11 protein-coding genes are annotated in these 13,719 nt (G+C 71.5%); 5 read left to right on the top strand and 6 right to left on the bottom strand.

Going from position 1 to position 13,719, the window contains the following annotated elements; translation table 11 throughout:
* Window positions 1-34 precede the first annotated feature (34 nt).
* The gene (gene flhA, locus ASG32_RS25765; protein WP_056531957.1) at window positions 35-2,182 is read left to right on the top strand and encodes a flagellar biosynthesis protein FlhA; all 2,148 of its coding nucleotides are present in this window, start codon (window positions 35-37) and stop codon (window positions 2,180-2,182) included.
* 187 nt (window positions 2,183-2,369) lie between these two features.
* Here the strand turns inward: flhA and ASG32_RS25760 are convergent, their stop codons facing one another.
* From ASG32_RS25760 to fliI, 3 genes are all read right to left on the bottom strand, one after another.
* The gene (locus ASG32_RS25760) at window positions 2,370-3,437 is read right to left on the bottom strand and encodes a lysylphosphatidylglycerol synthase domain-containing protein (protein ID WP_056531955.1); all 1,068 of its coding nucleotides are present in this window, start codon (window positions 3,435-3,437) and stop codon (window positions 2,370-2,372) included.
* Between the two features lie 143 nt (window positions 3,438-3,580).
* Entirely contained in the window at window positions 3,581-3,988 is a 408-nt protein-coding gene (gene fliJ, locus ASG32_RS25755) for a flagellar export protein FliJ (protein WP_012322462.1), read from the bottom strand.
* 149 nt (window positions 3,989-4,137) lie between these two features.
* On the bottom strand, window positions 4,138-5,490 hold the full coding sequence (fliI, locus tag ASG32_RS25750) for a flagellar protein export ATPase FliI (RefSeq protein ID WP_020092905.1): 1,353 nt from the start codon (window positions 5,488-5,490) through the stop codon (window positions 4,138-4,140).
* A 419-nt stretch (window positions 5,491-5,909) separates the two neighbouring features.
* Between fliI and ASG32_RS25745 the strand changes: the two genes are divergently transcribed.
* Window positions 5,910-6,611, top strand: a complete 702-nt coding sequence (locus ASG32_RS25745; RefSeq protein WP_010683835.1) for a response regulator transcription factor CtrA — start codon at window positions 5,910-5,912, stop codon at window positions 6,609-6,611.
* An 83-nt stretch (window positions 6,612-6,694) separates the two neighbouring features.
* On the opposite strand, the gene ASG32_RS25740 is transcribed toward ASG32_RS25745, so the two are convergent.
* Together ASG32_RS25740 and cysS are read right to left on the bottom strand one after the other, a co-directional pair.
* Window positions 6,695-7,486, bottom strand: a complete 792-nt coding sequence (locus ASG32_RS25740) for a trypsin-like serine protease (RefSeq protein WP_244492190.1) — start codon at window positions 7,484-7,486, stop codon at window positions 6,695-6,697.
* Window positions 7,487-7,604: 118 nt separating this feature from the next.
* On the bottom strand, window positions 7,605-9,002 hold the full coding sequence (gene cysS / locus ASG32_RS25735) for a cysteine--tRNA ligase (RefSeq protein ID WP_056532089.1): 1,398 nt from the start codon (window positions 9,000-9,002) through the stop codon (window positions 7,605-7,607).
* A gap of 310 nt (window positions 9,003-9,312) precedes the next feature.
* On the opposite strand from cysS, the gene ASG32_RS25730 reads away from it, so the two are divergent.
* On the top strand, window positions 9,313-9,660 hold the full coding sequence (locus ASG32_RS25730) for a hypothetical protein (protein WP_056531953.1): 348 nt from the start codon (window positions 9,313-9,315) through the stop codon (window positions 9,658-9,660).
* Between the two features lie 62 nt (window positions 9,661-9,722).
* On the opposite strand, the gene ASG32_RS25725 is transcribed toward ASG32_RS25730, so the two are convergent.
* Entirely contained in the window at window positions 9,723-10,235 is a 513-nt protein-coding gene (locus ASG32_RS25725) for a CreA family protein (protein WP_020092910.1), read from the bottom strand.
* Window positions 10,236-10,395: 160 nt separating this feature from the next.
* Between ASG32_RS25725 and ASG32_RS25720 the strand changes: the two genes are divergently transcribed.
* Both ASG32_RS25720 and ASG32_RS25715 read left to right on the top strand, forming a co-directional pair.
* Window positions 10,396-11,487 (top strand): DUF2865 domain-containing protein, encoded by a 1,092-nt coding sequence (locus ASG32_RS25720; RefSeq protein ID WP_042672906.1) that lies wholly within the window; start codon window positions 10,396-10,398, stop codon window positions 11,485-11,487.
* A gap of 79 nt (window positions 11,488-11,566) precedes the next feature.
* Window positions 11,567-13,699: an OmpA family protein gene (locus ASG32_RS25715; protein WP_056531952.1), complete on the top strand. Its 2,133-nt coding sequence runs from the start codon at window positions 11,567-11,569 to the stop codon at window positions 13,697-13,699.
* The last annotated feature ends 20 nt before the right edge of the window (window positions 13,700-13,719 follow it).

Raw genomic sequence — 13,719 nt, 5'->3', positions numbered from 1 at the left:
GCCTGTCCCGGGCGAACGGCAGCGGATGGCAGCGATGGCAGAGACGGCGAGCGCGCCGGCACAGAAAGGAGCGGCGGCCGTCCTCGGCCAGCTCGCGCTGCCGACGCGCGGCGATCTCCAGGCGCTGTCGAAGCGGTCGGACCTGCTGTTCGCGACCGGCGTCCTGGCGATCCTGGCGGTCCTCATCTTCCCGTTGCCGGCGATCCTGCTCGACCTGCTGCTGGCCGTGTCGATCATCCTGTCGGTCCTGATCATGATGACCGGCCTGTCGATCGACAACCCGCTGGAATTCACAGTCTTCCCGACGCTGCTGCTCATCGCCACGATGTTGCGGCTCGCCCTCAACCTCGCCTCGACGCGCCTGATCCTCGGGCACGGGCACGAGGGCACGGCGGCGGCCGGGCACGTCATCGAGGCCTTCGGCCACTTCGTGATGGGCGGCAACTTCGTCATCGGGATCATCGTGTTCGCGATCCTGATCATCGTGAACTTCGTGGTGATCACGAAGGGCTCGGGCCGCATCGCCGAGGTCGCGGCCCGCTTCACCCTCGACGCGATGCCCGGCAAGCAGATGGCCATCGACGCCGACCTGTCGGCCGGCCTGATCGACGAGAAGACCGCGAAGGCGCGGCGCGCGGCGCTCGAGGAAGAATCCTCCTTCTTCGGCGCCATGGACGGTGCCTCGAAGTTCGTGCGCGGCGACGCGGTGGCGGCCCTGCTGATCACCTTCATCAACGTGGTCGGCGGCATCATCATCGGGGTGGCGCAGCAGGGCTTGAGCTTCGGCGAGGCCGCCAAGAGCTACACCCTGCTGACGATCGGCGACGGCCTCGCGAGCCAGGTCCCGGCGCTGATCGTGTCGACGGCGGCGGGCCTGCTGGTCTCGAAGGCCGGCGTGCGCGGCGCCGCCGACAAGGCGCTCGGCAAGCAGCTCGCGCACTATCCCAAGGCGCTGGGCATGTCGGCCGCGGTGATGCTGCTGATCGCCCTCCTGCCCGGCATGCCGATGCTGCCCTTCGTCCTGCTGGGCGGCGGGGCCGGCTACGCGGCGTGGCGCATCAACAAGACCGCCAAGCTCGCGCCGCCGCTCGACGCCCTGGGCGCCCCGATGGATGCGGCCGCGGTCGCCGCGGCGAGCGCCGCCAAGGAGGAGACGGTCACCGACCTGCTGAAGCTCGACGACCTCAAGCTCGAGATGGGCTACGCGCTCCTCGCCCTGGTCAACGGCGAGGGCCAGGACCGGCTCACCGACCAGATCAAGGCCCTGCGCCGCCAGCTCGCCGCGGAACTCGGCTTCGTGATGCCGTCGGTGCGCATCCTCGACAACGTCCAGCTCGACGCCAACGCCTACGTGGTGCGGGTCAAGGAGATCGAGGCGGGCACCGGCCGGATCTTCCCGGGCCAGTTCATGGCGATGGATCCGATGGGCGGTCAGGTCCAGCTACCCGGACAGCACATGCTGGAGCCGACCTTCGGCCTGCCGGCAACCTGGATCGACGCGGCCCTGCGCGACCAAGCGCAGCTCAAGGGCTACACGGTGGTCGATGCCGCCACCGTCGTGTCGACGCACCTGACCGAGATCATCAAGGCCCACGTCTCCGAACTCCTCAACCACGTCGAGGTGTCGAAGCTGCTCCGCGAGCTGCCCAAGGAGCACGCCGAACTGCTCAAGGAGATCGTGCCGTCGCAGATCTCCACCACCGGCATCCAGCGCGTGCTGCAGTTCCTGCTCGCCGAGCGGGTCTCGATCCGCGATCTCGGGGCGATCGTGGAGGCGATCGCCGAGGTGGCGGGCGCGGTGAAGAACCCCCGCGACGTGGTCGAGCACGTCCGGGCGCGCCTCGGCCGGCAGATCTGCGCGCAGTACCAGGACCCGAACGGCATGCTGCCGATCATCACCCTGTCGCCGGCCTGGGAGCAGGCGTTCATGGAGTCGATCGTCGGCGAGCGCGAGGAGCGCTACCTCGCGATGCAGCCCTCGAAGCTCAGCGAGTTCGTCAACACCGTGCGCGACCGCTTCGAGACGGCGGCGCGCCAGGGCGAGATGCCGGTGCTCGTCACCTCCGCCCAGACGCGGCCCTTCGTGCGCTCGATCATCGAGCGCTTCCGCCGCGAGACGCCGGTGATGAGCCAGGCGGAGATCCACCCGCGGGCGCGACTGCGGACGGTGAACTCGATCTGAGGACCCAGGGGCCGCGACACCGGCGTGGGCAGACTCGTGCCGGCGCACGGGCCGAGGGAGCAATCACGGGATCGGCGCGCGCCGCGCGCAGACGAAGCGCGCGGCGAAGCGATCCCGGGTTTCGCGGTGTGGCGCGCGGGGGCCGAGGCGGCGGCGTCACCCCCGCGTCGAGACGGCGGTCAGGCCCTCAGATCGCATTCTGCTTGAGCTCCCGCTCCAACTCGTGCGCGTCGAGACCGGGAACGACGACGGGCGGCTCCGGCACGGCGGCCGCCTTGGGCCCGTGCGCGGCCGAGCCGATCGCCGCGGCCAGCCGCGAGCGCTCGAAGGCGATCACCACGATCACCGAGACCAGGGCCGGGAGCCAGAAGTAGAAGATCCGGAAGATGATCACCGCCGCGATGATCGCGTCCTTCTGCGCCTCGTCGGTGATGTGCATCGCGGTGATGAACACGATCTCGAACACGCCGAGGCCGCCCGGCGCGTGCGAGGCCAGCGCCACCGAGAAGGAGGCCAGGAAGATCGCCAGGACCGGGATGAAGCCCGGGTTCATCGCCTCCGGCAGGGCGAAGTAGATGATGCCCGCCGCGCCCAGGAGCTCCAGCGGCGCCGCGAGCAGCTGGCGCCCCATGATGCCGGGCCGGGGATACTCGAGCTTGAACGACCGGATGTGCAGCGGCCGCAGGTGCAGGATCGAGCCGATCACGTACAGGCCGACGAAGCCCAGCATGCCGATGCCGACGATCAGCGCGGTCTTGGAATCGGTGAGGAAGCCCGGGAGCTTGCCCTCGAGGCGCGTCAGCAGGTTCGGATCGACCACCAGCGTGAAGCCGCCGAGGAGGACGGTCCCGAGGAAGAACGTGAACGAGCAGAGCGCCACCAGCACGGCGACCTGCGCCGCCGTCAGGCCCTTGGCCGTGTAGGCCCGGTAGCGGACCAGGGCGCCCGAGAAGACCGAGGCGCCGATATTGTGCGAGAGCGCGTAGGTCGTGAACGAGCAGAGCGAGACGAAGAGCCACGAAATGTGGCGCACGCCCAGATGCAGCAGGGCGATCCGGTCGTACCAGGCCAGCGCCGCGTAGGCGACCAGGGTCGACAGGGCCGCCAGCAGGATCCGGTGGGGCGGGATCGCGAGGATCGCGGCCCAGATCGCCGCGAGCGAGGTCGTCTTCAATTCCTGGTAGAGGAAATAGCCCGATATCACGACGGCCGCGAGGCCGATCAAGGGCCAGATGAACTCGCTGATCTTCTTCATGAACACCGACGCCCTGGGGAGAGCCCCTGATGCGCCGGCACGCGACGCGCTGCAAGCGGCATGGCGCCGCCGCGATCCCCCTTGTCAGGTGATCGTGACGGTTTCGTGCCGCGGAAGCCGGCCGAGCGGTCGGACGGGCCGCGTCAGCCCCGGGCGCGGTTGAGGCCGATCCCGTCCATGGCGGCCTGATCGCGGGCCGATTCGGCAGCGCGCTCGGCGGTCCGCTCGCGGTCGTTCAGGATCTCGACCTTCTTGAGCTCCTCGAACGCCTCGCCCAGCTCGGCCTTCGCCTCGGCGAGCTGACCCTCGAGCGCCTGGGCGGACTGGATCATGTTGTCCCGGCGCGTCGCCGCGGCCCGGGCGTAGGTCGGGTAGGCGAAGTGACCGACGTCAGTGATTCCGGCCCGGGCCTCCTCGACGGCGACCTCGCGATCGAGCTCCACCGCCATGCGCTGGAAGTCGGCCATCATCATCTCGATCTGGGTCACGCGCCGGCGCTTCTCGTCGACCTGGAAGCGGCGCAGGCGGATCAGCGTGTCACGCGATTTCATCAGGACGCTCACTCCACGCAACGCTTGAGGCCGCGCCCGGGATCGTGCCCGGACCGAGCCTGTGTGCGAGCCTGCCCACGGCAAACCCGCCCGGATCCCCCACGTGCACCATGATCGCGCCGAAGCGTTAACGCCCCGGCCCATGGTGCCTAGGCCCTGCCGACGATCTCGGTGAGCCGTGCGTAACCATCGCCGATGGACGTTGCTTCTTCCTTACCCTGCCCCAGAAAAGCCTCAAGATCGGGCATGAGCGCGACCGCCTCGTCGACCTCCTGGGAGGAGCCCGCCCGGTAGGCGCCGAGCCGGATCAGTTCCTCCATGTCGGCGTAGGTCGACAGCAGCCGCCGCGCCCGCCGCACGACCGGGAGGTAGGCCGGGTCGCAGGAGCGCGGCATGGTGCGTGAGACCGAGCGCAGCACGTTGATCGCCGGGTAGCGCCCGCGCTCCGCGATGGCGCGCTCCATGACGATGTGGCCGTCGAGGATGCCCCGCACCGCGTCGGCCACGGGCTCGTTGTGGTCGTCGCCCTCGACCAGGACGGTGAACAGGGCCGAGATCGTGCCCTGCCCCACCCCTGGACCGGCGCGCTCGAGCAGGCGCGGCAGCTCCGAGAAGACGGTCGGCGTGTAGCCCTTGGCGGTGGGCGGCTCGCCGGCGGCGAGGCCGATATCGCGCTGGGCCATGGCGAAGCGCGTGATCGAGTCGATCATGCACAGGACCTTGGCGCCCTGATCGCGGAAGTGCTCGGCGACCGACAGGGTCACGTAGGCCGCGTTCCGGCGCATCAGGGCCGGCTCGTCGGAGGTCGCCACCACGACCACCGAGCGCGCGAGTCCCGCGGCGCCCAGATCGTCCTGGAGGAATTCCTGCACCTCGCGGCCGCGCTCGCCCACGAGGCCGATCACCGCCACGTCGGCGGCCGTGTAGCGGGCCAGCATCGACAGCAGCACGGACTTGCCGACGCCGGACCCGGCGAAGATGCCCATCCGCTGGCCCGCGCACATGGTCAGGAAGGTGTTGATGCACCGGACGCCCAGATCGAGCGGTCCGCCGACGCGTGTGCGGGCGTGGGCGGGGGGAGGGTCCGCGCGCAGGGGGTAGACGTCTGGCCCCTGCACCAGGGGCCCCAGCCCGTCGACCGGCCGCCCGAGGGCGTCGATCACCCGGCCGAGCCAAGCGCCGGAGGGCCGGATCGCGCCGGCCGATTCGTCGCGGACATAGGCGGGGCAGCCGCGCCGCACGCCCTCGAGCGAGCCGAACGGCATCGCGAGCGCCCGATCGCCCTGGAAGCCGATGACCTCGCAGGGCACCAGCCCGTGGCCGTTGGCACCCTCGACGTCGACCCGGCCGCCGAGTCGCATCGCGGCCACAGGTCCGGCGACCTCCACCAGCAGGCCGCGGATCGCCACGACCCGCCCGAACGTCTCCAGCACCTCGATCCGCTCGAGGGCGGCCTGCGCCGACGCGAGCGAAGCAACGGATCTTGCCGGATCCTGTGTCATCGGCCTGGCTCTCAACGCTTCGTTTACCGGCCTCCTTAACACTGCGGGTCACGGGCTCGTAGCGGCTCGATCCGGGTCGCGACCACAATCGCGCCCGACGAAGTCGTACCGGTGTGTCCGACGGACAACACCGGGGATCGAATCGTTGCGCAGGAAGTACTTACGCCGAAGGGGGCGAGCGGCCTGGACGAGGGCGGATCGGAATCGGGGCCGAGGGCGAGGCCGGAGGAACGGTGTTTCTCCTGTCAAGCTCGCGGAACTTCGAACGAGACGCTTGCGGGCAGGAATCAGGTTTTGTTAACGATTAATCCATAGCGTTCCACGTCAAGAGCGACGGAGCGCCCGTCCACAGGCCGGTGGCGGGCGAAGGCTGGGACGTGTCTGCGCGCTGATGCGGCCGGCGGGGCTGGGGACCGACGATGCGGGTACTTTTGATCGAGGACGACAGCGCGACCGCGCAGAGCATCGAGCTGATGCTCAAGTCCGAGAACTTCAACACCTACACCACCGACCTCGGGGAAGAGGGTGTCGATCTCGGTAAGCTGTACGATTACGACATCATCCTCCTCGATCTGAACCTGCCCGACATGTCGGGCTACGAGGTGCTCCGCTCGCTGCGCGTGGCGAAGGTGAAGACCCCGATCCTGATCCTCTCCGGCATGGCCGGCATCGAGGACAAGGTGAAGGGCCTCGGCTTCGGCGCCGACGACTACCTCACCAAGCCGTTCCACAAGGACGAGCTGGTGGCGCGCATCCACGCCATCGTGCGCCGCTCGAAGGGCCACGCCCAGTCGGTCATCACCACCGGCGACCTGATCGTGAACCTCGATCAGAAGACCGTCGAGGTCGGCGGCGCCCGGGTGCACCTCACCGGCAAGGAGTACCAGATGCTGGAACTCCTCTCGCTCCGGAAGGGCACGACGCTCACCAAGGAGATGTTCCTGAACCATCTCTACGGCGGCATGGACGAGCCGGAGCTGAAGATCATCGACGTGTTCATCTGCAAGCTGCGCAAGAAGCTCGCCAACGCCAGCCAGGGCAAGAACTACATCGAGACCGTCTGGGGCCGCGGCTACGTGCTGCGCGAGCCGATGGACGGCGAGGAGCGCATGGCGGTCTGATCCGCCACGCGCACCGTCTCCTGAAAAAACCCCGCGCGGTCCGGCCGCGCGGGGTTTTCGCGTTCCGGCGGTATCCGCAGACCTCACCGCGTCCCGGTGGCCGAGAAGACCTGCGCGGCGGGCGCGATCACCACGTAGCCGCCGCAGGGCGCGGCCCGGCTGATCACCGCGCTGGCCACGCCCCAGATGTACGTGCCGCGGCGATCCTGCGCGACGACCGGGCCGCCGGAATCGCCGAAGCAGACCCGGGCACCGTTGGCCCGCGCGATGGTCAGCCCGGTGCTGCTCGCCGCCACCGGCGTCAGCGTGGCGGTGCGCAGGCGCCCGACGGTCCGACCGGAGAGGCCTGCGCCGGCGATGCGCAGGCTCTTGGGGACCCGGCCGGGATCCGCCGCCAGCGGCACCGGCCGCCGGTCGCGCACCGGCTCGGTCAGGCGCAGAACCGCGAGGTCGAGGGAGAGGTCGGAGAGGCTGACGCCCGACGCCTCGTTCGGCAGCATCTCCCCCGGATCGGGACTGTAGCGGGCGGCGACACGCGCCCCGTAGACCGGCCGCGCCGGCTCGCTGCCCCGGAAAAACACGACCAGCGCGCCGAGCGGATCGCCGTTCACGCAATGGGCCGCGGTGAGCACGAGATCCGGCGCGATGAGCACGCCGGTGCAGCGGGTCAGCTTCAGCGCCTCCTCGGGCTGGGTGATCGTGCCGATCGCCACGGTGGCCTGCGCCAGGGCATCCCGGCGGGCGGCCGAGCCGCCGTCGATCGCGGCGGCCGGGTCCGACAGGCCCAGACCGAGGGTGAGCGCCGACGCGGCGGCGGCGCGCCGCACCCCGCCGGTCGCGAAGGTCGTCCCGAAGCTGGTCCCGAAGCTGATCACGTGCTGCTCATCTCCGCCGCGAGCCCCCGGACCACAGATGCCGCCGGCGACGCGCCGCGCAAGCGGGCGCGAGGACGCGGCGGCCGTCACGTCCGTGCATCGGCGGCCGGCTCAGCAATCAGCGCGCCACCGTCCAGGTCGTGGTGCCGTCCTTGTTGTCCTTCACGGCGACGCCCATCGCCGCGAGGGCGTCGCGCGCCCGGTCCGAGGCGGCCCAGTCCTTGGCGGCCCGCGCCGCGCGGCGCTCGGCGATCAGCGCCTCGACCGCCGCGACGTCGACCCCGGACGCCGCGACCTGATCCTGCTCGCGGTCGCTGCGGGTGCGCGCGAGGAAGCCCAGCAGGTTCGCGCCGGCGCGCAGAGCCCCGGGCTGCGCCTCCGCACCGCTCCCGAGCCGGTGCAGCTCGTTGATCGCGGCCGGCGTGTTGAGGTCGTCGCAGAGCGCCTCGACGACCCCGGCGGGGATGTCGGGCGCGGCGGGCGCGTCCCCGGCGGCGTTGTACCAGCGGTCGAGCACGCGGGCCGATTCCTCGAGGCCGCGCAGGGTCCAGTCGATCGGCTGCCGGTACTGGGTCTTGAGCATGGTGAGGCGCACGACCTCGCCGGGCCAATCCTTCAGCACGTCGCGGATGGTGATGAAGTTGCCGAGCGACTTCGACATCTTCTCCCCCTCCACCTGGAGGAAGCCGTTGTGCAGCCAGACGTTGGCCATCACCGGCGTGCCGAAGCAGCAGCGGGACTGCGCCACCTCGTTCTCGTGATGCGGGAAGATCAGGTCGATGCCGCCCGCGTGGATGTCGAAGGTCCGGCCGAGATGCTTGGCCGACATGGCCGAGCACTCGATGTGCCAGCCCGGGCGGCCGGCGGCGGCGATGCCGGCCGGCGACGGCCAGGACGGCTCGCCGGGCTTGGCGGGCTTCCACAGGACGAAGTCGAGGGGCGAGCGCTTGTAGGGAGCGACCTCAACCCGGGCCCCCGCCTCCATCTCGTCGAGGGGCCGCTTCGACAGGCCGCCGTAATCCGGCATCGAGGGCACGTCGAACAGCACGTGGTCCTCCGCCACGTACGCGTGGCCGGCCCGGACCAGGGCCTCGATCATTGTCACCATCTCGGCGATGTGATCGGTGGCGCGGGGCTCGACGAAGCGGGCTCGCGCGCCCGGCACGTTCACGTCCTCCGGCATGAGCACGCCGAGGTCACGCACGTCGCGGTGGAACTGCGCCAGCGTCCCGTCGGTGAGTTCGCGGATGGTGATGCCGCGCTCTGCCGCCCGGGCGTTGATCTTGTCGTCCACGTCCGTGACGTTGCGCGCGTAGGTGACGTGCTCCGGCCCGTAGAGGTGGCGCAGCAGGCGGAACAGCAGGTCGAAGACGATGATCGGCCGAGCGTTGCCGATATGGGCGGCGTCGTAGACCGTCGGGCCGCAGGCGTAGACGCGGACATGCTGCGGGTCGATCGGCGCGAACGCCTCCTTGGCGCCGGTGAGCGTGTTGTAGAGCCGCAACATCGGCGCCATGAAACCCATCCCTTCTCCGGCGCCGGGGATGACGTCCGGCCCGGTGCCGTGGCCGGAAATCCGGCCCTGCCTTCAACGACCTGAGGGCCCCGCGCGGCGAAGAGCGGCCGAAACGTGGCGGATCGGCCAGCCCCGGCACGGCACCCTGTTGCATCGCGGCGACGGCGCGGCCCGCGCGATGGGGCTAACCCAAAAGCGTGAGGAATTCGAGATGGCTTGCGCGCCATGCGGGTAAGGCTTCCTTAACCGCGCCGTCGGACCGTCCGGGCCACGATCCTCACGCCACAGATCCTGTGCCCAAGGACAATCCATGCGACGCTCGGCCGTTGGTTCCCTCGCTCTCGCCACCGTTCTCGCCTGCGCGGGCCTGACCCACGCCGCGCTGGCCGGCACCGACGGCGAGACGCCCGCGAAGGCACCGGCCCGTGTCGAGAAGACCTTCCTGATCCCGTCGAGCGACGGCTACGGCGTCGGCGAGTGCCTGACGACGCCGGGGAGCGCCTGCGGCCAGGTGGTCGCCAACGCGTGGTGCGAGGCCCAGGGCTACGCCGCGGCGAACTCCTACGGCGTCGCCGCCGCCGACGATTATACCGGCGCGATCAGCCAGCCGGTCCCGGCGCCGTCCGAGCGCCCGATCCGGATCACCTGCCAGGACTGAGCCGACCGCGGACGGCCCGTCGCCGGGCCGCCGCGCGGAAAGCTCGCGTCACCGGATGCCGCTCACTTCATGAAGTCGGCGCATTTCTGCGCCGGTTCGGTGCCCCAGGGCGCCAGCGGCACCGCCGAGGTCGAGTTCTTCGGCGAGCCCTGAATGACCTTGTCCGAGTAGACCATGTAGATCAGCGTGTTGCGCTTCGCGTCGCAGCCGCGGACGATCTGCATCGACTTGAAGATCAGCGACCGGCGCTCGCTGAACACCACCTCGCCCTGGCTGAGCTTGCCCTTGAAGGCGATCGGCCCGGTCTGCCGGCAGGCCAGCGAGATGTCCGAGACATCCTCGGCCAGCCCCAGCGTGCCCTTGATCCCGCCCTTCTCGGGTTGGGTGTACCAGCACGACACGCCCGAGACCGCCGGATCGTCGACGCCGTAGACCACGAGCTTGTCGTTGGGCGTCAGCGGGCGCCAGACCGTCGACTTGTCGAAGATCCGGTCCGGCTCCTGCGCCGCGGCCGGACCGGCCGCTGCCAGGCCCAGTGCGAGAAGCCCAACATAGGTGAGACTCCGAAACAACATCGCCGGTCAATTCCCCCTCACGCTTGCGGGCCGGATGTAGGAGGGGTGTCGCGGTCTTGCGAGGGGGCGTAGAATGGCTCCGCTTCCGTCCCGAAGCGCGGATGCGCGCGGGCTCCGGATACTCCGGATCGCCGCGCACCCGATCAACGCGATGCAGCCTATGCCTCACCGCCCGATCGTCCGTACGCTCGGCCGCCTCATCCTGAGCGCGGCCATAGCCCTCGGACTGTCCTCTCCGCTCGCGACCTCCGCCAGCGCGCAGGAGGCCGCGCCCGCCCCGGCGCCCGCCGAGGCGCGGCCGGCGCCGCAGCTGCCGTCGCCGCAGTGCCGGCGCTACCGGGCTGAGCTGGCCTCGCTCCAGAGCGGCGCCAGCACGACGCGCGCGCTCAACGACGAGATCGGTCGGCTCGAAGCCTATTTCCGCGGCCTGAACTGCGAGGGTGGCAAGTTCCTGTTCTTCGACACCCGGCCGCCCCAGTGCGGCGCGGTGGAGCAGCGCATCCGCGCGCTCAAGGCCACCTACGGCGGCGCCGTGATCGACGACAGCGGCGCCCGGAAGCGCGAGCTTCAGGGGCTGGTCGCCTCCACCTGCCCGCCGCGCGAGGCCTATGCCGGCTCCGGTGAGGCCTACGGCCGGGGCGGCCCGCAGATGGTCTGCGTGCGGACCTGCGACGGCGGCTACTTCCCGATGAAGAACCTGCCAGAGGGCCGCGGCGGCGCCGACGAGATGTGTCAGGCGCTCTGCCCGGGGACCGAGGCGCAGGCCTATTCCATGCCGTACGGCGACGACGCCCTGAAGCACGCCGCCACGGTGAAGGGCAGCCGCGCCTACACGAACCTCGCCAACGCCTTCAAATTCCGCAAGGAATTCGTGCCGAACTGCTCCTGCAAGCCGGAGGGCAAGTCCTGGGCGCAGTCTCTGGTGAAGGCCGAGAGCATGCTGGTCCGGCACAAGGGCGACATCTTCGTCACGCCGATGCAGGCCGAGGCCCTGTCCCGGCCGAAGGTGCGCCTGACCCTCGTCGGCCGGGCCGACCGGACCGCGGCGGAGCTCGCCGCCGACGCCGCCGGCCGCGCGGGCGTCGACACGAAGGGCGGCGCGGGACCCGGCCGCGACGATGCGGCGAAGGTCCAGCCTGCCGCGGCCGACGGCACGAAGGCCGCGGAGGCCGCGGAGGCTAAGCCGGATCACGTTGCCGTGCGCATCATCGCGCCCGACGTCATCGCGGTGCCCCAGCGCCTCACCCCCTGAGACCGGTTTCGCGCCGACGGGCGCGGAACCATACGCGACGTCCGGTGTTCGGCTCGGCCTGAACCGACACGAGACCGCGATGCGCCTGCTCCGCCTGATCCTCCTCACCGGCACGGTGCTGCCGGGCCTGACGCTCGTGCAGCTCGCAGACGCCGCGCCGGGCCGGATCCAGGTGGCGCAGGGCGGACCGGAGGAGCGCGGCCCCCGCGGCGGCGAGCCCCCGCACGGTGGCCCGCGCCCCGAGCGGCCGCCGCAGGAGCGTCCCAGCCCGCCGCCGGGCCCACCGGCCGCGCGCGAGCGGCCCGAACCCCGGCCGGAGCGGGCGCCGCCGCCCCCGCGCGAGCGGCCCGAACCGCCCGCCCAGCGCCAGCCGCAGGCCGAACCGCCTCCGCGGGAGCGCGCGCCCGAGCGCCGGCCGGAGCCGCCGGCGGCCCGTCCCCCGGCGCCGGACCGGCAGGACCGCCAACCGGAGCGGCAGCAGGACCGGCAGCAAGACCGGCGGGATCAGCAGCCGGACCGTCCGGACCGCGGGTCGCAGGATCGGCCCGGCCCGGGGCGGTCCGAGCGTCAGCAGGCGCCGGATCGCGATCAGGCTCCGCCGCCCCAGGGGCGGCCCGCGCCGGAGCGTCCGCCGGCCCCTCCGCAGCAGCGCCAGGCGCCCGACCGGGATCGCCCCGGTCCCGACGACCAGCCGAACCGTCCCGCGCAGCGCGACGCGGCCCCCGACCGGTCCGCGCCGGATCGCGGACCGCCGGGTCAGCGTCCGGGCGGTCCGGGTGCGCCCGGCGACCGGTCTCAGCCGCCGAACGCGCCCCCCGGCGCACCCGGTCGGCCGGCCCAGCGCCCAGACGCGCAGCCCGACAACCGCCAGCCCGAGAACCGCGCCCAGCCGAATGGCGGTCCCGGCGCCGAGCCCGGCCGGCCGCAGGCGCCCAACGCCGCTCCGGGCGTTCCGGGACGGCCGTTCCAGCCGCAGGGAGCCCAGCCCGAGGGACGGGCGCCGGCCCAGCCCAACGGTGCTCCCGGCGCCGAGCCCGGACGCCCGGTGCCGCCCAACATGGCCCCCGGGATTCCGGGACGGCCGTTCGTGCCGCCGGGCCAGGCTCCCGCCCCCGGACAGGCCCCGCCGCCCGGCGGCCCGCAGCCCGGGACGGCGCCGGCACAGCCGGGACAGCCGCCCGCGGGCGGCCCGGGCCGTCCGGCCGACCCGAACGCCTTCAACCGGCCGGGACAACCCGGCTACGTCCCCGGCGGTTTCCGCCAGAACGACGGCGTGCGCGACTTCGATCAGGTCCGCACAGACCGGCGCGAGTTCCGGGAGGATGGCCGGACCTATTACCGGGAGCCGGGCCGCATCATCGTGCAGGACCGCGACGGCTACCTGATCCGCCACGACGAGAACGAGCGCTTCCGCACCCTCGACCCGCGCGGCTACCGGTTCGAGCGGCAGGGCGCGGACTTCTACAGCTACGTCGACCGACCCGGCGGCGAGCAGATCGTCACCGTCACGAACGACGACGGTCGGATGCTGCGCCGCTACCTCCGCTACCGCGACGGTCGCGAGCTCGTCCTGATCGACAACAGCTACGCCGGCCCGCTCCGCCCGATCTACGAGGACGTGGTGGTGCTGCCGCCGCCGGAGATCCGCATCCCGCGGGACCGCTACATCGTGGATTACGCCCAGGCCGACGAGGCGGAGGTCTACGAGGCGCTGACGGCGCCGCCCGTGGTGCAAGTCGACCGCCGGTACACGCTGGACCAGATCCGCTACAGCCCGGACCTCCGCGCCCGCCTGCGCTCGGTCGACATCAACACGATCACCTTCGACACCGGCTCGTTCACCGTCACGCCCGATCAGGCGGCCAAGCTGTCGGTGATCGCCGGCGCGATGAACCGCGCCATCCAGGCCAACCCGCGGGAGGTGTTCCTGATCGAGGGCTTCACCGACGCCGTCGGCTCCGCGCTCGACAACCTGTCGCTGTCGGACCGGCGCGCCCAGTCGGTGGCGACCGTGCTGACCGAGCAGTTCCGCGTGCCGCCGGAGAACCTGACCACCCAAGGGTACGGCGAGCAGTACCTGAAAGTGAACACGCAGGGCCCGTCGCGGGAGAACCGCCGCGTCGTCGTCCAGCGGATCACGCCGCTGCTGCAGCAGGGGCAAGGTCAGGGGCAGGGCCAGGCAGCGCCTCCGCCGCCTCCGCCGCCGCGCTAGGGCGGCCGCCGCGCGGGCCT

This window comes from Methylobacterium sp. Leaf361, from assembly GCF_001424445.1.
Classification (GTDB): Bacteria; Pseudomonadota; Alphaproteobacteria; order Rhizobiales; family Beijerinckiaceae; genus Methylobacterium.
This window is presented reverse-complemented; position numbering and strand designations above follow the sequence as displayed.